Source organism: Mycolicibacterium novocastrense, from assembly GCF_001499835.1.
Lineage (GTDB): Bacteria > Actinomycetota > Actinomycetes > Mycobacteriales > Mycobacteriaceae > Mycobacterium > Mycobacterium novocastrense.
Genome location: NZ_LQIH01000007.1, coordinates 80,359 through 101,489, shown reverse-complemented (window position 1 = coordinate 101,489; position 21,131 = coordinate 80,359). Strand labels below are relative to the sequence as shown.

Annotated in this window: 9 protein-coding genes; 5 read left to right on the top strand and 4 right to left on the bottom strand. The window is 63.9% G+C overall.

Features of this window, described 5'->3' with window-relative positions; translation table 11 throughout:
* Positions 1-23: 23 nt before the first annotated feature.
* From AU072_RS07585 to AU072_RS07570, 4 genes are read left to right on the top strand one after another with little or no spacing between them, the layout of a single operon-like run.
* Positions 24-479, top strand: a complete 456-nt coding sequence (locus AU072_RS07585; RefSeq protein WP_064350180.1) for a Fur family transcriptional regulator — start codon at positions 24-26, stop codon at positions 477-479.
* Between the two features lie 33 nt (positions 480-512).
* The gene (katG, locus tag AU072_RS07580; RefSeq protein ID WP_064413205.1) at positions 513-2,756 is read left to right on the top strand and encodes a catalase/peroxidase HPI; all 2,244 of its coding nucleotides are present in this window, start codon (positions 513-515) and stop codon (positions 2,754-2,756) included.
* Positions 2,757-2,770: 14 nt separating this feature from the next.
* Positions 2,771-3,547: a glutamine amidotransferase gene (locus AU072_RS07575; protein ID WP_064413204.1), complete on the top strand. Its 777-nt coding sequence runs from the start codon at positions 2,771-2,773 to the stop codon at positions 3,545-3,547.
* A gap of 36 nt (positions 3,548-3,583) precedes the next feature.
* Positions 3,584-4,237 carry an alpha/beta hydrolase family protein gene (locus tag AU072_RS07570; protein WP_082680679.1) on the top strand — a complete coding sequence of 218 codons (654 nt, stop codon included), beginning with the start codon at positions 3,584-3,586 and terminating at the stop codon, positions 4,235-4,237.
* Here the strand turns inward: AU072_RS07570 and AU072_RS07565 are convergent, their stop codons facing one another.
* On the bottom strand, positions 4,238-4,612 hold the full coding sequence (locus tag AU072_RS07565; protein WP_064413202.1) for a hypothetical protein: 375 nt from the start codon (positions 4,610-4,612) through the stop codon (positions 4,238-4,240). It abuts the gene before it with no gap.
* A gap of 81 nt (positions 4,613-4,693) precedes the next feature.
* Here AU072_RS07565 and AU072_RS07560 point away from each other — a divergent pair, with 81 nt between their 5' ends.
* On the top strand, positions 4,694-5,353 hold the full coding sequence (locus AU072_RS07560) for an MBL fold metallo-hydrolase (RefSeq protein ID WP_064413201.1): 660 nt from the start codon (positions 4,694-4,696) through the stop codon (positions 5,351-5,353).
* Between the two features lie 98 nt (positions 5,354-5,451).
* Here the strand turns inward: AU072_RS07560 and AU072_RS07555 are convergent, their stop codons facing one another.
* The 3 genes from AU072_RS07555 to AU072_RS07545 form a co-directional block, all read right to left on the bottom strand.
* Positions 5,452-6,162 carry a DUF899 domain-containing protein gene (locus AU072_RS07555; RefSeq protein ID WP_064413200.1) on the bottom strand — a complete coding sequence of 237 codons (711 nt, stop codon included), beginning with the start codon at positions 6,160-6,162 and terminating at the stop codon, positions 5,452-5,454.
* Positions 6,159-6,935, bottom strand: a complete 777-nt coding sequence (locus AU072_RS07550) for an ArsR/SmtB family transcription factor (protein WP_064413199.1) — start codon at positions 6,933-6,935, stop codon at positions 6,159-6,161. Before AU072_RS07550 ends, AU072_RS07555 begins: the two co-directional genes overlap by 4 nt.
* A gap of 162 nt (positions 6,936-7,097) precedes the next feature.
* A complete protein-coding gene (locus AU072_RS07545) occupies positions 7,098-21,077 on the bottom strand; it encodes a BTAD domain-containing putative transcriptional regulator (RefSeq protein ID WP_217266010.1) in 13,980 nt (4,659 codons plus the stop codon).
* Positions 21,078-21,131: the final 54 nt, after the last annotated feature.

Sequence of the window (21,131 nt, the reverse complement as noted above, 5' to 3'; positions counted from 1 at the left end):
AGAAAACAGAGCATATTGGCAGCGTGTCCCCCACACCCGACTACGCGGAGCGGCTACGCGCCGCCGATCTCCGCGTGACCCGCCCGCGGCTCGCGGTGCTGGAGGCGGTTTACGGCAACCCCCACGCCGATACCGAATCGATTTTCGGCGCGGTGCGTCGCGCCCTTCCCGACGTCTCACGACAAGCCGTGTACGACGTGCTCGCCGCGCTCACGAGCGCGGGTCTGGTGCGCAAGATCCAGCCTTCCGGTTCGGTCGCCCGCTACGAGTCGCGCGTCGGCGACAACCACCATCACGTCGTATGCCGGTCATGTGGCGTCATCGCCGACATCGACTGCGCCGTCGGTGCAGCGCCCTGCTTGACGCCGTCGGATCCGGAGGGCGCGCTGGACGGATTCGTGCTCGACGAGGCCGAGGTCATCTATTGGGGCTTGTGCCCAGAGTGCTTGGTATCGCAGGTTTCCCGATCACAACCGTGATCACAGCCCAATCAACCCACCGGAAGGAACGCTGTGTCATCTGATACGTCCGACGCTCGCCCGCCTCATGATGATTCCAAGACAGCCAGCCACAGCGAGAGCGAGAACCCGGCTATCGATTCGCCGAAGCCGAAGTCGCACGCTCCGCTGACGAACCGGGACTGGTGGCCCAACCAGGTCGACGTGTCGGTGCTGCACAAGCAGAACGAGAAGGGCAATCCACTCGGCCAGGACTTCAATTACGCCGAGGAGTTCAAGAAGCTCGACCTCGAGGCCTTCAAGGCCGATGTCCACAGGCTGATCACCACCTCGCAGGATTGGTGGCCGGCCGACTACGGCAGCTACGCCGGCCTGTTCGTCCGCATGAGCTGGCATGCCGCGGGCACCTACCGGATCTTCGACGGGCGCGGCGGTGCGGGTCAGGGCGCACAGCGCTTCGCGCCGCTCAACAGCTGGCCGGACAACGCTCAGCTGGACAAGGCCCGGCGTCTGCTGTGGCCGATCAAGCAGAAGTACGGCAACAAGATCTCCTGGGCGGACCTCATCGCGTACGCCGGAAACGCCTCGCTCGAAGTCTCGGGATTCAAAACGAAGGGCTTCGCGTTCGGTCGCGAAGACATCTGGGAGCCCGAGGAGATGCTCTGGGGCCAGGAGGACACCTGGCTGGGCACGGACCAGCGCTACGGCGGGACCAACGAGTCGGACCGCAAGCTGGCCGAGCCGTTCGGCGCGACCACCATGGGTCTGATCTACGTCAATCCCGAAGGCCCCGAGGGCAAGCCGGACCCGTTGGCGGCCGCGCACGACATCCGCGAGACCTTCGGTCGGATGGCGATGAACGACGAGGAGACCGCGGCGCTGATCGTCGGCGGCCACACTCTCGGCAAGACGCACGGCGCCGGCGACGGTGACCTGGTCGGCCCGGAACCGGAGGCCGCCCCCATCGAGCAGCAGGGCCTCGGGTGGAAGTGCGCGTTCGCCTCGGGTAAGGGCCCTGACACCATCACCAGTGGGCTCGAGGTGGTCTGGACGCCGACCCCGACGGAGTGGGGCAACGGCTACCTGCAGAACCTGTACGGCTACGAGTACGAATTGACCAAGAGCCCCGGGGGCGCTTGGCAATTCGAGGCCAAGGACGCCGAGGCGATCATCCCCGATCCGTTCGGCGGACCTCCGCGCAAGCCGACGATGCTCGTCACCGACATCTCGATGCGCGAAGATCCGATTTACGGCGCGATCACCCGCCGTTGGCTCGACCATCCCGAGGAAATGGACGAGGCCTTCGCCAAAGCGTGGTTCAAGTTGATGCACCGCGACATGGGCCCGGTGAGCCGCTACCTGGGGCCGTGGATCCCCGAGCAGGAGATCTGGCAGGACCCGGTGCCTGCGGTGGACCACGAGCTGGTCGACGAGCAGGACATCGCCCAGCTCAAGAGCAAGCTGCTCGACTCGGGCCTGACCGTGCAACAGCTGATCAAGGCCGCATGGTCGTCGGCGTCGAGCTTCCGCGGCACCGACAAGCGCGGTGGCGCCAACGGCGCGCGGATTCGGCTTGAGCCGCAGAAGAACTGGGAGGCGAACGAACCCGCCGAGTTGGCGCAGGTGCTTCCGGTGCTCGAGCGCATCCAGCAGGAATTCAACAGCTCGGCGAGCGGCGGCAAGAAGATCTCGCTGGCCGACATCATCGTGCTGGGCGGCTCGGCGGCGGTCGAGAAGGCCGCGCGCGACGGCGGTTACGAGATCAACGTGCACTTCGCGCCGGGCCGTACCGACGCCTCGCAGGAGCAGACCGACGTTGAGTCCTTCGCGGTGCTCGAACCGCGGGCGGACGGCTTCCGTAACTTCGCGCGGGCGGGCGAGAAGGCTCCGCTGGAGCAGCTCCTGGTCGAGCGGGCCTACATGCTCGACCTGACCGCTCCGGAATTCGCGGTGCTGATCGGCGGTCTGCGGGTGCTGAACGTCAACCACGGCGGCAGCAAGCACGGCGTGTTCACCGACAAGCCGGGCGTGCTGAGCAACGACTTCTTCACGAACCTGCTCGACATGGGCACGGAGTGGAAGTCGGGTGCGGCGGAGAACGTCTACGAGGGTGTCGACCGCGCGACCGGTCAGCTCAAGTGGACTGCCACCGTCAACGACCTGGTGTTCGGCTCGAACTCGGTGCTGCGCGGCATCGCCGAGGTCTACGCGCAGGACGACAGCAAGGACAAGTTCGTCGAGGACTTCGTCGCTGCCTGGGTCAAGGTGATGAACAACGATCGGTTCGACCTCGATTAATCGTCGGTAACGACATGCGGCACCCCGCGGGCTCACCGGGCTCGCGGGGTGTTGCGCGTTCGGCGCCCTTTCTGCTGCTGTCGATTCGCGGGGAGGATGAAGCCGCCGACGACGAATACCGGGCGATGATGCGATTCGCCGGCCTCGACACCACCGGCATGCGGCGCATCCGGTTGACCCATGAACCGTTGGGAGACATCGACCTCGACGATTGGTCGGGCATCATCCTCGGCGGTGGGCCCTACAACGTCAGCGATGCCGTGGAGATGAAGTCGGCGACGCAGCGGCGGGTCGAGTCGGAGCTACTCGAACTCATCGGACGCATCGTCGACCGCGATTTTCCGTTCCTCGGCTGCTGTTACGGCGTCGGCACGCTCGGGACCGTCATCGGCGCCACGGTTGACCGCACACATCCAGAACCGGTCGGTGGGCTCACCGTCACCGTCACCTCCGCGGGCCGCAACGACGAACTGTTCGCCGAGGTGCCCGACGTGTTCGACGCCTACGGAGGACATCGCGAAGGCGCGACCTCCCTACCGCCCGGCGTCGAACGCCTCGCGTCCTCACCGGACTGCCCGGTGCAGGCGTTCCGGGTGGGGCGACACGTGTACGCCACGCAGTTTCACCCTGAACTCGATCTCGACGGCCTGATCACCCGGATCGACGTCTACAAGGATTACGGCTACTTCCCACCGGAATCCGCAGAAGTGTTGAAAGAGGCTGTCCGACAATGGGATGTCCGTTATCCGCAGAGCATCCTGCGCCGATTCGTCGACAAGTACGCACGTTGACGGTTGGTTCCGCGGTCGCCGGGGAACTCCAGAGCCGTGCACACCGTCGAGTACTCCCCCGGCCGGTCCGCAGACGTCTACGGCGACCCCTCGCAACCCACCGTTCTGATGTGGCACGGCGCGCAGACCGATTCACGCACCGCGATGCGGCCGTTGGCCGAACGGGTGCACGGGCACGGGCTGTCGGTGGTGCTGGCCGATTGGGATTCGCACGCCGACGACCGTGGGCGTAGTGACCTGCTGGCGTCGGCCGAGTTTTCGCGAAAGCATGCCGGCGACGGGCCCCTGGTTGTCGTCGGCTGGTCGATGGGTGGCCTGGCGGCGGCCGGACTGACAATTCACGCGCGACAGTTCGAGATGGCCCACACCGTATGCCTGGCAGGGGCATTCATGGTTCCCGACCCGATCAGCGGCTCGCCGCTACCCACGTCGCTGGACGGCGATCCGGTGCCGTTCACACTGTTGCACGGCGCGCGCGACGACGTGATACCTCCGTCGGCCAGCCAGGAGTTCGCCTCGACACTCGAGCGCAACGGCTGGCCCGTCTCGTGCGTCGTGCTGGAGGCCGACCACGGGTCGATCGCGGGTGCGACGTACGACCCTGCCGCCGACCGCTATTCGGCCGCGACCGATGAGGCGTCGTTGTCGGTTGCTGCGGATGTGGCGGCGCGGATCGCTGCGGTGCTTTGATCACTCGGCGGTGTCGATGCGATGGGCCCATCGCAGGTGGCCGCCGCCCATGTCGGTACACACGAACGCCACGCCGTCGGAGCCTTGGGCCGACGCGTTCTGTTGCATGCAGTCCATCGCGACGTTGTAGATACCGATGAGCGGCCCGGCGGGTGTCCACACGCCCACCCTGTTGCAGACGAAGGTAGCGCCGTCGGGACCAAGCCCGTAGTTGAAATACTTGCCGGGCTTACAGGGCGTTCCCTCGACGACGTTGCGGGCGACATTGGGCACGCAGTCGGCCGAGTAGCAGACCGCCTCTGCGTCTGGAGCGACGGCGATCGACGCTGCGGTTGTCAGGGTCACCGCCAGTGCGGCGATGTGTGGGCGCGCCATCGTTCGATGGTGGCACTCGGATGCGAAGTTCGGTGAAGAATCGCTTGACCTCAACAATGGTTCAGGTCGCAGAGTCGAGTCATGACTACTTCCACGACGCAGTTGACCCGGATTCGGGACGATCTCTGGCAGACCCGGACGGACACGCCATTCCCCGGCCTCACCACGCACGCGTATCTGTGGCGAGGCCCGCGTGGCAACGTTCTGTTCTACAGCCCCGCCACGGAGGCGGACTTCGACGCGATCGACGCGCTCGGCGGTGTCAGCGCGCAGTATCTGTCGCATCTCGACGAGGCCGGGCCGAACCTGAAGCGGATCGAAGAGCGGTTCGGTCGCGGGCTGCACGCACCGGAGGCCGAGGTCGGCGCCATTGCAGAGCATGCGCGTGTCGACGTGGCGATCGGTAGTGTGCGGCATGTCGACGCCAACGGTGTCGAGGCGCTACCAACGCCGGGTCATTCATCAGGCAGCACAAGCTATCTCGTAATGGGCGTGACCGGTGAGCGATACCTGTTCACGGGCGACACCATGTTCCCCACGGCCTCAGGAACGTGGGCGACCTTCTTGGTGCCGGGCCGCGGTGATGCAGCGCAGCTGCGCGAAAGTGTGGAACTACTGGGCACCGTTGCCCCAGATCTGGTGATCTCGAGTGCATTCGGTGGCGAGACGGCGTGGATGACCGTGGACTCGCGTTCGTGGGCCGAGTGCGTCGCGCAAGCGCTGGCGACCGTGCCGTCGTAGTCGGCTTCTGCTTTGGCCGGCCGCTCGGCGGGTCTCGTTTGTGAATCTACCGACGCTTTTCAAAGGATTTCGTCGGTAGTTTCACAAACGGTGTCGCGCTATGGCGTTTGGTCGTAGGTGTCGTGCCAACTCCACCACTCGTAGGGCGGACCCTGCGGATAGCCCTCGGGTGAATCTTCCCAGGTCTCCTGCCGGCCGAGGGGCGTCACGTCGAGCAGATTCCAGGTGTTGACAAACACTTCGTCACCGCGGCCGTTGATGAAATAGGTGCGGTAGACGCGGTTTTCGTCGTCGCGGATGAAGACGTTGGTGCCATGCCAGTCCTTGACCCCGAAATCTTGGTCGAAGTCGTCGGTGATGGTGTACCAGGGGATATGGCCCCAGCCCATCTTTGTCTTCATCCGCTGCAGGTCGGGTTGTGTTGCCCGCGAGACGTATACGAGTGTGGTGTCGCGGGCGTTGAGATGGGCAAGGTTCGGCACGTGGTCAGCCATCAAGGAGCAGCCGACACAGCCGTGGTCGGGCCATCCCGGATGCCCGGGGACGTCGCCGTCGCCGGTTCCGGGTTCGATGAATGCGCGGTAGACGAGCAGCTGTCGACGGCCGTCGAACAGGTCGAGCAAGCTGACCTCGCCCTGGGGACCGTCGAAGGTGTAGGCATTGTCGACGGCCATCCACGGCATCCGTCGGCGCTGTGCGGCAAGGGCGTCGCGGGCCCGCATGAGGTCCTTCTCCGTGGCCAGCATCTCTTGCCAAGCAGCGTCCCACTCTGCTGCGGAAACTGTCGGTGGCGTGTTCGTCGTCGTCATGAGGTTGCCTCCAATGCGCTCTTCAGGTTGGCCAGCTTCCACGGCCACCCACCGGAGATCAGATCGCGCACAGTACTTTCCGGCGGGAAGTCGTCATGTATGACGGTCAGCTTCACCTGGCCGTCCTCGACCGGTTCGATGTCGAAGGTGACTTTGGACCGCCGTTCGGACGCGGCCTTCTCGACGACGTCCTCATCCAGTCCTAGCGTCGTCAGTTCGGGCACGAAGGTGTGGAAGGTGAACGCGAGCCGCCGATACGGCTCCGACTCGAGGATCACCTGCTCGGGATCCGTGATCTCCAGACCGCTGCAGTCGGACCACACGTACTCCGAGCCTTTCTTGAAGTCCGACACCAGTGCATGGCCCATGTACCGGTTGGAGAACGCCGGGTCGGTGATGGCCTGCCACAGCCGTTCGGGGGTGGTGCGGATATACGTGACGTAAACGAATTCACTGCTGCTCATCGGGTGGGCCTCCAATGCAGTCTTGAGGTCCGCGAGCGTCTGCACCCGCGCGCGGTCGTATTGGTGGATCCAGCGGTCGGCGATCGCGTTGATCGGTTCTGCGTTGAGGTAGTGCAGCTTCTCGCGCCCCCGCCACACGGTGGTGATGAGATTGGCGGCTTCCAGCACGGCGAGGTGCTTGCTCACCGACTGGCGAGCCATCGACAGCCGCGAGCACAGATCGCGCAGGGTCTGCCCGTTGCGATCGTTGAGGCTGTCGAGGAGCAGACGCCGATTCGGATCGGCCAGTGCCTTGAATACGTCGTCCATCCTGCCGCCTGGGTTATGCAGCCGTCTGGCTGCATGTTCGACAATAGGCAGCCGCACGGCTGCGTGTCAACGGTCAGCGCGGCTTCTCTTCGCCAAGCCGCGCTCAGGCCGAAGATCGGCGCCGAACTTCGCGCTTACCGCATGTTCGGCGTGTACCGAGGGCTAACCGGACTTGTTGAGTTCCTTGAAACGTTCCAGGGCGTGGTCGCGGTCCTCGAGGTCGAAGGCCTCGATGTGTGTGACGTGATCTCCGTGCCAGAGATTGATCAGTAGGAACGGAACCTCGATCGCAAGGCCGGCGGTGGACGTCCCCCTCACCACGACATGAGTCGCGACGCCGAGCTCCGAGTAGGCGAGTATTTCTGCCGACTCGATTGAGAGATCTGGTGCAAGCGACGCCAGGGTCCGGATTGACGCGATGTAGTCGGCGGTGTTGCTTCCGAGCTGCCGATGATTGATATAGCTAGCACCCGCGCACACAGCGGTAAGCGCATCCCAGTCGTGGCGGTTGGTCATCTCGAGATTTCTTCGATGTGCTTCGATGATGTCCGAATGCGCCACCTCCCCCGAAGCAGTCCAGCGGGCGTCCAGTTCTCGCATCGCGGCGTCGAGGTCGTCGCTATCGAAAATCACTGAGTGGCAGACCAACCCTTCCTCGGTGATTTCGGTAAGCGATAGATCGTCGACGGTGACGGGATGGCCGGGCGCGTTGGTGTCGCGGAACCAGTCACGGCACAGCGCCAAGCGCTGTCCGCGGATGGCGATCGGTTCGTCGGTCCACTGCCAACTCGCAGGTGCTTCGGACAGCATGGTCGGAACGAACTCCTCTTTGAGCGAGCCAGTGTCGCGCAGTCCTTTACGGCGGTCGTCATACCGTCCATCTGGGGTCAACAAGCAAGAAAAGGTGTCGAGATCGCGGTGAGCGAACGCGTCAACCAAGCGCGCACGCGTTCGCGTCGCCGCATTGTCAAGTCGATGGGTCGCCCGATTGAGCTCGTCGAACCGCGCGAGAGCGGCGTCCAAGTCGGCTTCGTCGAACACTTCGCAGCGGCTGATGGCGTCACCCGTGACCGTCAGGAGCGTGATCTCACGCCATTCACCGTCGAAACCCTCTTGGGATGTCGCTTGCACAATCTGTGTGAAAACTGCTCCGAGCGTGTCCAATCTGTGGATCACCTCGGGGTACACATGAATCTTCCGGACCACATCCCATGTGGCAAGGATCAATGCGCTCTGTTCGCCGGGTGCGAATGCGGTGCCTCCACGCCTGTGGTCGATGTTCACCCAGTCCGGGGTGGTCCGGAACAACTCTCGCCGGTTGAAGACGGCGTAGCCGTCGGCGATCGCTGACCATGTGCCAGCGTGTGCCGCTGCTTCGCTAGCAAGATAACGGGTTTCGAGTTCTTCGAAGGCGGCGTCGAGGTCGTCGCTATCGAAGTTGACGAAGTCGTGCATCAAGCCATCGTCGTTGATCTCGACGACTGCCAGATGTTCTATGGTGACTGGTTGGCTGTCATCGCGGGTGTCGCGATAGATCTGATGGGCTAGGGACAGTCGCGACCCTCTGATCGCGATATGGTCGACGTTCAGCCGCCACGTCCGCGGTGCCTCGAAGAGCGCCTGTGCAGCCCGTCTGCGGTCTGATGGATCATGCATGGCTTGCAAGCCTTTTCGACGGTCATCGATTCGTCCGTCGGGCGAAGTGAGCGTGAGAAATTCGTCGATGTCGCGGTGATTGAAGGCGTCGGCGAGACGCTCCCACATCCGGGTCGCGGCGTTTTCGATGCGCGGTGCACGCTGGCTCAGTTCGTCGAATCGCGCGAGTGCAGCGTCCAGGTCATCCTCGCTGAAGATCTCACAGCGCGTGATCGCATCACCGTCAAACGTCAGGAGTGTCACCTCACGCCACTCCGCGACGAAGCCCTCGCGCGAAGTGCCGCTTTCGGCATGAGTGAAGACGGCTCCGATGCCGCTCAGTCGGTGTACGGCTTCGATCCGGGTGCTGATATCGGACGCGACCTCCCACGACTCGCGGACATATGCGTGCACGTCGCCTGGCGCAGAGGCAATGACCGGTCGGTGGTCGATGTTCACCCAGCCCTCGGTGGTCGGAGACAGTTTGTGTCGGTTGAACGCGTCATAGGTTCGGACGACGAGCGACCACGTTTTGGTAAAGGGTGCGGCTTCGCCGGCGACATAACGTGATTCGAGTTCTCGCATGGCACTCGATATGTCATCAGCATCGAAGTCGACCGTGTCGTGTACCACCGTGTTGTCGCGCATTTCCGTGACGGACAGCAGTTCGACCACAACTTGGTGGTCAGTGCTGGCTGAGTCACGGTAACGCTGCCGCATGAGAGCGAGAAGCGATCCTCGAACAGCGATCGGCTCGACTTCAATGCGCCAGCTGGCAGGCGCGGTAGTGAACATTGCTTCTACGGCTCGTCGTCGCTCAGCGCCCCTGAACTTGGCACGCAATCCGATTCGGCGGTCTTCCTGGCATCCGTCATCGCTGAGCAGGTTCAGCACTGTCTCGACATCGCGCCGGTTGAAGGCGTCCACCACCACAGTCCAGAACCGCGTCGCCGCATTCTCAATCCGCGGCTCTCGACTGAGTTCGTCTAAGCGCGCGAAGGCGGCGTCGAGGTTGTCCGCGTCGAACATCTCAAAGCGGTCGGGAGTGTTTTCACGGACCGTCACGACCGCTATCTCGTGGTATTCGGCATCGAAACCTTCTCGGGAGCTCCCCCTGACCAGTATGTCGATGACGGCCCCCAGTTCGCTGAGCCGATGCACAGTCGCTATGTGAGCCTTGATGTCCGGCACGAGGTCCCAAGCGGCACCCACGTTTGCGATCAGGTCGCCCGACTGGATTGTGGCAAGCAACCGGTGATCGACCCAGGCGGGTTCCGCCGAAGGGATTTTCCTGCGATTGAAGGCGGCGTACGACTCCGCAATCGCCGACCATGTGTGCGAATACGGCGCGGCTTCGCCGGCGACAAATCTACGGTCAAGCTCCTTGAAGGCGGCATCGGCATCATCGGAGTCGAAGAATACTGTGTGTAGGTCTGCTTCCTCGTCGGCGACTTCGGTCAGCACGATCAACTCGACTGTTATCGGCAGTGCCGAATCGTTGGTGTCGCGGAATGCTTCCCGGGTCAGCGCTAGGCGATCACCCCTGACAGCGACCGGTTCAATACTCAGCTTCCAGCTGGCCGGTGTTTCGGAAAGAACCGCGAGCGCGTATTTCGCATCGGTTATTCCCTCGTCATGCAAGCCTCGACGACGGTCCTCATAGCGTCCGACGGCACCTGCGGCGAAGGTTTCCGTATCTCGACGGTTGTATGCATCGGCGACTCTGGCCCGCACCCGAACCGCGGCGTTATCGAGATGAGTGGGAGACGCACAAAGTTCATTGAACCTCGCGATGGCGGTATCGATATCGGTCTCGTCGAACAACTCACACCGCTTGATCCGGTCTCTTGCCACCGTCAGAAGCTGGACGAATCGCCACTCGGCCTCGAAGCCGTCTTGCGATGAACCGCCCACGACCGACGTTACGAGCACCGCTGCCTCAGTGAGTCGATGCACGACTTCGATATGAGCGTTCAGGTCGGGTGTCACGTCCCATACGTCGGGATGCGCGGAGGTGGCAGAGGACGTGGATGCGAACGGTGTGCCGCGCCGATGGTCGGTGTAGATCCAATCCCGTTCGAACTGCTCTTGCCGATTGAGCGCGGCGTAGGCGCGTGTTACGACCGACCAGGTTTGTGCGTGTGGCATCGCCTCTCCCGCAGCGTATTTCGCGTCAAGCTCCGCGAACGCTTCGTTGAGGGCATCGAGGTCGAAGACGGTATTCGAGACCAGCCGATTCGCGGCGTCGGTCTCGATGATCATGAGTGCCTCGGCGACGATCTCGCCGCGCGGTCCCTGACCTGCAGTGAAACGACTCCGGCATAACGCGAGGCGCTCGCCCCTGGTCGCGATGGCGGGCGACCCCGCGTTCTTGAAGCCAACCTCGCCAACCGACCGCATGTTTTCGATATGGATTGCCCGGCCACGCCTCACGCCGGCGTTGACGACCTGGCGGCGATCGTAGGACGCGAAGTCCTCAGCCATCGCTGCTTGTACGGCGTCCCAATCTTGCGCGTCGAAGCACACCCACAGATTCGCTAATGCGCGGGTGGCTCCATTCTCCAATCTTGTTAGGGAGCGCTGATCTACTTTCGTCGCAACGTTTGTCGATACTGGGGTCGGCGGACGGAGCTCCTCGAATCGAGCGAGGGCTGCGTCCAGGTCTGTTTCGTCGAACAGCTCGACCCGACTAAGCAGATCACCGTCGAAAGTCGCGAGGGTGATGACGCGCCACTCGGCGTTGAAGCCTTCCTGCGAGGTGCCCGTCGCCACTCGCGTGACGATGGCACCAAAGTCGTTCAACCTATGCACGGCTTCGATGTAATTGGTGATGTCTGGAGCCAACTCCCATGAGGTGCGTACATAAGGGAACAGTTGGCCCGGCGCGATCGAGGTACCGCTCCGGTGGTCGATGTTGACCCAATCGGGTGTCGTCGTCGGCAGTTCGTGCCTATTGAACGCGGCGATGGCGTTCGCGAGCATCGTCCACGTGCGACCATGGGCCGCCGCCTCGCCGGCTCCGTACCGTGCGTCGAGCTCGGTGAACGCGGCGTCCAGGTCCTCCATATCGAACACCACGGTGGATGTAATGAACGTTTGCGCCGCGTCCAGCTCGAGGAGGTTCAGGACGTCGCTGTGGAAGCGTTCGGCGCGGACGCGGGCGAGGACGAGACGCTCACCGCGTGTCGCTACCACCGCGGAGGTGACATCGTCGATTCCCACTTCGGCGACTGCCCGCATGTTGGCGACGAAAGCCTCACGGCCTTGGCGCAGCCCGTCATTGACGATGCGCCTTCTGTCCTCGGCACGCACGTCAGGTGCCAATAACTCCCCTGTCGCCGACCAGTCCCGCTTGGCGAAGCAGCTCCACAGGCGCTCGACCATCTGGTATGCGACGTTGACGGGTCGAGCTGGAGGGGTCAGTTCATCGAAGCGGGCAAGCGCGATGTCGAGGTCGCTGTCGTCGAATATCTCGCACCGGCAGATGAGGTCGCCTTCAATCATCACGAGATCGACCATCCGCCATTCGGCTTCAAATCCCTCTTGAGAGGTGCCGCTTACGACCTGCGTAAAAACTGCTCCGACATCATTGAGCCGGTGCACCCTCTCGAAGTAGATCTTGGCATCGGGCGTGACATCCCAAGTCGCTTGCGAATGCTCGAGCAATTCACCTGCCGGCATTGTAGTTACGCGCCGGTGGTCGATATTCGCCCAATCCGGCGTCGTGGGCGGAAGCTCATGCCGGTCATATTTCTCGTAGCTCGTGAGGATAACCGACCACGTGCGCGCGTACGAGGCGGCTTCGCCAGCGAGATAACGCGATTCGAGTTCTTGGAATGCAGCGTCCATGTCGGTGTCATCGAACATGAGACACGTCGCGATCCGATCGAAAGCGTCGATCTCAACTATGCCGAGCACATCATTGTGGTACGTGTTGTCGCCGGTCGAGATATGGAAGCGCCCCATGGTCAGACGCTCGCCTCGTGTGGCGATCATGGTCGATGTGACGGTGGTGAAACCTACCTCGGCTACCGACTGCCAGTCGCCGATATTGAGGGCCCGCCCGAATCGCAGACCTGCACCCATTACAGGGCGGTGATCTACTGCCGCGACGTCATCGGCCAGTACTTCTGCCATAGCCTCCCAGTCACGATTGGCAAAGCACGTCTGGAAGCGTTCGACGGCTCGGCTCGCCGTGTTCTCGAGGTAGGTCGCAGCAGGACAGTTGAGCTCGTCGAACTGTGCGAGCGCCACCTCGAGATCCGGTTCGTCGAACAGCTCGACCCGGTTGACGAGTCTCCCATCAACTATCGACAGGCTGACACCTCGCCACTCAGCCTGAAAGCCCTGAGCGGACGTACCTTTGGCGACGTACGACACGACAGCTCCACGGACGTCCAGGCGATGTACCGCCTCGATGTAGGTATTGAAATCGGGAGTGTTGGCCTGAGCAGCGACGGTGTACGAACCGATTTCACCCGGCGCAAAAGCGACCGCGCGCCGGTGATCGAGGTTGATGCAGCCTGGCGCGACTTCAGGGACAACGCCGCGGTTAACGGCAGCGAATGATTCGACGACGGCCGACCAGGTCTGCGCATTATCGGAGGCTTCCCCGGCCAGGTAGCGAGCATCGAGTTCTTGGAAGGCGCCGTCGAAGTCGTCGTCGTCGAAGGCCACCACTGCCGTGGCTCGGTTGTCCGGGTTGATCTCGGTGACACTGAGCATCTGGGCGCTGACGTCATCACGCGACTCGTTTCGATTGATCACACGAACGCGATTAAGGACGAGCCGTTCGCCGCGGATTGCAAGGACCGTCGACGATACTCTTGCGCCACTGACCTCGGCGGTGGCTCGCATGTCCGCGATGTGCACGTCTTGGCCTCGGCGGACACCGGCATTCACGACTCGTCGTCGATCGTCTGTGATGACGTCTTCCGCCAGGGTCTCCGCCATCGTGGCCCAATCCCGCGCGTCGAACGATGCGCAATAGCGGTTTATAACGTCGCTCGCCGCGTTCTTCAAAGCCGATGGTCGTTCAAGCTCATCGAATCGCGCGAGGGCGACGTCGAGATCGGCCTCGTCGAAGATTTCCGACCGGTTGATCCGGTCACGGTCGACGGTCGACAACCCGATCTCGCGCCACTCGGCGGTGAATCCTTCACGCGACGTTCCCTTGATGACCCGGGTGACGACAGCGCCGAGGTCAGTCAGCCGATGCACGCCCTGGACGTAGATTTTGATGTCATTCTCGAGGACGTCCCACGTCGCCTTCAAGAACGGCTCCAACTCATTCGGCGCGAACGGAGTCATCCGGCGGTGGTCAACATTGACCCAATCGGGCGTCGTCGGCGGCAGTTCATGGCGCAGCACAGCGGCGTAAGCACCCGCGATGACCGACCATGCTTGTGCGTGAGCGGCCGCTTCGCCTGAGAGGTAACGGCGTTCGAGCTCATCGAAGGCAGTGTCGATGTCATCGATATCGAACACAACCACCGCTGAAAACCGTCCGTCGTTGTCAACCTCTACGACCTGGAGGAGGTCGGATTGACTCGCCCCCGGATCGGGGCCTGCGGCGTGGAGATGCAACAGCACGAGCCGCCCGCCTCGCGTCGCCATCGTGCTCGTCGACAGCTTGGCCCACAATCCCACGTCGACGACCGCGCGGAGGTCTTCGATCGCGTGGTCACGACCGTGGCGTATCCCCGAACTGATAATTCGACGGCGGTCGTCCAATAAGTAGGTTTCGGCGAACAACTCCGATATGGCTTTCCAGTCGTCCGCCTGGAAATGCGCTAGGAATTGCTCAGCCGCTCTGCTAGCGGCGTTCTCGAGTTGCCTTTCCGGTCGACGAAGCACTTCAAAACGTGCGATCGCGACGTCCAAGTCGGTCTCATCGAAGAGCTCACATCCGCTCACCAGCGAACCGTCGACCGTCATCAAGTTGAGCATGCGCCACTCAGCCGGGAAGCCCTCGGGCGTTGTCCCTCGTGAGACCTGCGTGCAGAGCGCTCCATGATCGCCCAACCGGTGCACCTTCTCGACGTGGTTCTGCAGATCTGGCGTGATATCCCATAGTGTCGCCACCACGGTCCTGAGGTCCGCGTCGTTGAGCGGTGTCCCCCGCCGGTGATCAACGCTTCGCCAGTCTGGCGTTGCCGGTGGGACTTCGTGGCGAGCGAGGCAGGCGAAGATGCCGGCAACGACCGACCACGTCTGCGCGTGACTCGCTGCTTCCCCCGCGATGTAACGAGCCTCGAGCTCCTCGAAGGCACTGTCGATGGCGTCGCGATCGAACGTGACGATCGACGCAATTCGTTCGTCCGTGTCGATCTCGATCAGCTGCAACAGTTCGACGCGGAACGCATCGGCCATCCCCTCGCCGACGTCGTACCGTACAGCCGTCAAGGCCAGCCGCTCGCCCCGAGTCGCAAGGACTGTTGAGGTCGCATCCGGATTGCCGAACTCGCTGACCGCCCGGAAACTCCCGACCACGGCGTCGCGACCATGCAAGTCGACACCGATCACCTGGCGTCGGTCATAGCCGTGAAAATCATCGGCCATCACCTCGGCCATCGCGGCCCAGTCTCGTGCCTTGAAGAACGCATACAAGCGGTCACTTACTCCTGTTGCCGCATTCTCGAGGCGATGCGCGGGGCGGCTGAGGCCCGCGAAGTGGGCGAGCGCGGTGTCGAGATCCGCTTCGTCGAAGAGCTCGCAACGGTCGATCAGTTCGCCGTCGACGGTCGAGAGAGTAATCTCTCGCCACTCCGCTTCAAAGCCTTCGCGCGATGCGGCTTTCGATGCATGAGTGACAACAGCTCCGAGCGAATTCAGGCGATGCACCATCTCTACGTATGGACCTTCGCGTAGCTCCAGTTCCCGACCGCCGCGGATATACGCCATCAGCTCATCGGGTTCGAACGCTGCGCCTCGGCGCCAGTCGATGGTCACCGCATTGGGTGTCATTGCCGGGCGTTCGCGTTGACACACCGATGCGTACGCGCCTGCGATCACCGCCCATGTCGGCGCAAAGCGGGCGGCCTCCCCCCCGACGTACCGGGCCTCCAATTCGGCGATCGCGGAGTCGAACTCGTCCAGGTCGAAGGTCACCACTGCACAGATGCGCTCATCGGCATCGATCTCGACAATGCTGAAGTCTTCCATCTGAAAACCATCAGACCGCGCCTCGCTACCCGAGTATCGAGTACGAAGCAACGCCAGGCGGTCGCCGCGCAACGCGATCACAACAGAGCCGATGTCTCTCGCCCCCAGCTTTGCGCCGGCCTGCATGCTCGCGATGGTCGCCTCTCGTCCCTGACGGATCTCGGTGTTCACCACCCGGCGGCGATCATCGACGGTTATGTCCTCGGCCATCAGGTCGCCAGCGGCGTCCCAGTCGTGGTTGGCGAAACACGCTTGGATCCGGTGATGTGCGCGACTCGCCGAATTTTCCAAACGCGGTGTCGAAGGGGCGAGCTCGTCAAACCGCGAGAGGGCCGCATCAGCGTCTGTTTCGTCGAAAAGTTCGTAGCGCTTGAGCCGGTCGCCTTCGATCAGCAAGATGTTGATCACCCGCCACTCGGCTTCGAACCCCCCTTGAGCGATCCCGTAAGAGCGACTGGTGATTACCACTCCGCGGTCGCTGATGCGATGCACTATCTCGATGTAAGTGCGCAGATCCAGCGGGAAGTCCTCATGAGTATGGTCTGCCACCGTCAGGTCTTCGGGTGCGTATCGCGTCAGTCGGCGGTGGTCGATGCTCGGACAATCCGACGCGTCATATTCGTGCCGATTGAAAGCAGCGGTGAAGTGTGTGACGACAGACCACGTCTGCGCAAATGCCGCCGCTTCGCCCGCGAGGTACCGCACGTCGAGTTCGGCGATGGCGCCGTCGAAGTCGTCGAGGTCGAAGTCGACCTTGGCCACCATCGATCCCTCGGTGTCAACCTCAGTGATCTCAAGCAGCTCAACGCAGAACGCGTCGGACCTCGTCGACTGCTGATCGAACCGGGTGCTGCTGAGGCATAGACGATCGCCCCTCAGAGCGAGAGTCTCCTTGGAGACGACGACGCCCAGGGCGGCGATTGCACTGATATTGCGGACGGCCATCCCACGATCGTTGCTCTCGCGACGAAGACCATGCCGCCGGTCGTCGAGCCGCGTGTCCTGCGAGAACAGGTCGCCGATCTCGGGCAAGCGATTCTCGTTGAACAGGGCGATCAATCGGTCGTCGGCTCGTGTCGCGGCATTCTCCAGCGACGGGCGCGCTTGCGATAAAACCTGCTGACCGTGCAAGTCGTTCAACTCCGCGAGCGCGGTGTCCATATCCTCGGCGTCGAACCACACCCGGCGAGCGATTCGCCCTTCATCGTCGAGAGCGTAGAGCTCGAAAATGTCTTCTTTCGCCGCGCCGGGACCAAAGTCCGGGCCGCCTATCGTCAATCGACAAAGCGCCAGCTGCTCGCCCCGAACCGCGATGACACTTTGCCCGTGCCGCACCGTGTCGGAAGTGGCGAGACGTCGCACCGCGCCCGTCCAGTCACCGGGTTCCAGGTCCTCCTTCGTAAACCCGACCATTTTCCGTTTGCTCTCGACTACAGCGTCGGGCGCGTACAAATGCTGATACTCGTCCCAAGCCGCACGATCGGCTGTCGCGGCGAGCCGTCTGATGACTCGGACACATGCGTTCTCCGGCTCGGCCTCGCCGGGCAGCCGCGGAGCAACCGGCGCAGTCGCCTCGCTGCGTGCGCCTAATACTCGACGCGCCTTATCGGTAAGGGCTGCAGCACCTTTCCGCTCGTACAGCGCAATCGCCTGCTCTGCCGCGGCTCGCATGCCTGCCCTGTCACCTGCGAGACGCAACACCGTTGCCAGCGCCAGGCAGGCATCGCCGTGATCCACCAAAGCATCCGTCGCCGCAGCCAGGCTCACCGCCTCGTCCGCAACCTGCTTGGCTCGATCATGCACGCCGGCGCGCGCCAGCAGCTGCGCCCTGACCGACCGCCATGCAATTGACGCCTTCGACCCGTGACCCGCGAGACGCTCGCTCACCGCGCACAATTCGTCCGCCTCCGCGTCCCGGTCCAACGCCAGACAGGCCCGCGCCAGCAACGCCGCGGTGTCCGCGGTGTCGGTGTCGAGACCCATGCGCCGGAAACCCTCGTAGGCCCGTCGCAGATACGGTTCGGCGGCCGCCGCATCATCGGCGACCAACTCGATGATGCCCGCGAACTGATCCACCTCCAAAAGTGCATGACGCAGACCGAGTTCGGTCAGCGCGCGCCTCGCCGACTCGATCAGCCGCCGACCCTCGGTGGCCCGCCCCCGGAACGCATCCAGCACGGCCTGACACCGCGTCGATGTCGCCTCCACAAGCGGTGAACCGGTCGTAATGCGGAGCAACCGCACCACATCCAGACACCGTCCACCGGCGCGAGGAACGGGATTCGGTCCCCACAACGCCGCCAGCGGCGCCCCGGCGAGCACAGCGTTCACTCGGCCGTGCTCACGTGCCCGCCGTGCCGCGGTGAGTGCCTGGTCCAAAGCCGTTTCACAATCGCCGATTCGGCCCAGACGCGCCAAACAACCGGCCCGGACGGTGTGCGCCTTGGCCTCCCCTGCCGCGTCGTCGAGAGCGCCCAACTGTTGGGCGGCCACACCTACCGCGGATTCGATCTCGTCCAGCCGTTCAGGATCGGTGAGCATGGAGAGCTCGCCGTCAAAGCAGGTCCCCCAGGCGCCGAGACGGCCGGAATCCCCTGCGACATCGCGCAATTGCATCACCGCAACCTTCGCCGACGTCACATCGCCGGCGGCCAGCAGCGCCTCACAGTGGGTGATCAGCAATTCGGCCTGCAGATCATCGCGGTCGGGAAGCTCGTCGTCCAATTCCTCGAGCGCATGGAGCGCCCGGTCATAGAGATCGGCCGCGCCTTCATAGGCCACCCGAGACATCGCCTGGTCGGCCGCACGCCGGCAGTATTCGACCGCCTTGGCGGCGTTTCCCGCCCAGGCGCATTCGAAGTAGTGGTAGGCCAGCTCCGCGACCAGCTCATCGTCGGTGCCCGATTCGGCTTCGAGCGTCCCGGCGATGCGCTGGTGTAGCCGCATGCGCCGCACAGAGGGAAGCTCGGCAAGCAGCGACTGCCGCACCAGGGCGTGATTGAACCGGTAACGCCCACCGGGCTCCTCGATGACGATGCCGGCCTTACCGGCCTCATCGAAGGCGTCCACGAGGTCTTCACCAACCACCTGCTCGACGAGTGTCAATGCGAAGCGGCTGCCGACCACCGCTGCCGCCGCCAGCGCCTTGTTCGTCTCGGCCGTGAGCCGGGACAGTCTGCGGCTCACCGCTTCTCGAACACCCTGCGGCAGAGTGCTCGGATCCCAGCGGCCTCCGCTTTCCTCCACGTGGCGCAACGCCTCGATCAGGAAGAACGGATTGCCACCCGTCACCGTCGCCAGCGCCCGACCGAGTTCTTCGTCGTCGTAACCGACTTCGGCGACATAGGCGGTGACGTCACCCTCGTCGAGACCCGACAGCTGCAGCCGGGTGGCGGTGCCGTCGCGGTGAAGGTCGGCGAGCATCGCGGCCAGCGGGTGAGAGCGGTCGAGATCGGTGCTGCGGTACGTCCCGACGATCTGCACTCGGGCCTCTTCACCGAAACGCAGCAGGTGCCGCAGCAGCAACAACGTCGGTTTGGCCGCCCAGTGGAGGTCATCAAGGATCAGCACGACGGGAGCGGTCGCGGAGGCAGCGCCCAAAAGTGCGACCACCGCGTCGAACATCGCGTACCGCTCGGTGTCCGGATCGGCCCGCGGCGGCGCGGTCACGTCGGGCAACGCATCGGCCAGGCCGGGCACCAGCGGCAGCAGCGCTTCGACACCGCGCACATTGCGCAGTCGGTTGGAATCGACGCAGGACACCAACGAGCGCAACGCTTCCGCAAACGGCTGATACGGTGCGCCGAGATCCTCGTCGCACCGTCCGTACAAGACGGCGGCGCCTTGCTCGTAGGCTTGGCGCGACCATTCCCCGGCCAACCGCGTCTTGCCCACGCCCGGTTCACCGGCGATCAGGACGGCGCGCGTGCCGGCCGCCAAGGTGGACTGCCAGGCCGACACGAGTCGCTCCAGTTCGCGGCCGCGGCCGACGAACGGTCCCGGGCCGACGAGCACCGCAGGCAGCGCCGGCCGCACCATCGGCGCCTCCGCGGTGGGCGGGCTGGGATCGTCAGCGGTCTCCATGCGCAGTTCGAACACATGCTCCGGTCGAGGAAGGTTGCGCAGTCGGCGCGTCCCCAGGTCGGCGAGCACGACGTCGTCCGGGAGCGAGTCGATGACCAGTTCGGCGGTCGCTCCGGAACACAGGATCTGACCGCCTACCGCGAGGGAACGCAGTCGGGCGGCGCGGTTGACCGCTCTGCCGAAGTAATCCCCGTCGCGGAACTCCACTTCTCCGGTGTGCAGTGCCACCCGGATCCGCATCGGCTCCGCGAGCCGCCAATCCTCGTGAGCGACCGCCCCCTGCAGTTCGATCGCCGCGGCGGCAGCCGCCGACGGCCGGTCGAACACGGAGAACGTCGCATCCCCTTCCCCGCGAGTCTTGACGAGCCGTCCGCCGCGCGACGTGACGACCTGTTCGACGATCTCGTCATGGCGGGCGAGCGCCACCGCCATGGCGTCGGCGTCGGCCTCCCACGCCGCCGTCGACCCCTCGATATCGGTCAGCAGGAACGTGACCGCTCGTGTGACCGTCGTAAGCTGCTGTGACTGAGGCACTTCCAGCGCGGCGTCCTGCGCGACGATCGCCGCCTCCAGCCGCCGCAACTCCGGTCCCGGTTCGACACCCAACTCGTCAACCAGCAGTGAGCGCGCCCGCTTGTAAGCGCCCAACGCCTCACCCTGGCGTCCGGCCCGGTAGAGCGCGAGCATCAGGTGGCCCCAACGACGTTCGCGCAGAGGCGCTTCGGCGATCGCTGACTCGAGTTCTCCCACGATCTCCGCGGCGCGACCCGTCGCGAGCAGGGCGTCGGCCCGGTCCTCCACCAGGGCGGCGTGACCTTCGAGCCAACGCGTCTTCTCCGATGACCCGCGCGAGCTGTCCGGAAGCTCGGGAATACCCCGCCACAGGGCGAGCGCCTGGTCGAACAGAGTCACCGCTCGGGTCGGGTCGCCTGCGGCGAGGGCCTTGCGCCCGAGTTTGGCGGCGCTCTTGTAGTGGATGGCGTCGATCTCGGTGGTGCTCAGGGTCCAGCCCGAGCCCTCCGTCAACACGAAGCCGTCTCCCAACGCGCGACGCAGCGACGAGATGTGGGTCTGTAACGCCTTGGTCGCGGTCCGCGGCGGGTCGTCTCCCCAGAGCAGCGCCACGAGGGCGGCGGCCGACACGACCGAACCACCGTGCAGCCCGAGCATCGTGAGGACGGCCCGCGGCTTGGCACCGGGGATGGCGACCGGCAGCCCGTACTGCCGGACCTGGAGAGGTCCCAGAACCCCCAGTTCCACCTGTTGAAGCGTAATCACATTGCGATCGTCTGAGAGCCGATTCAACATGCGGTC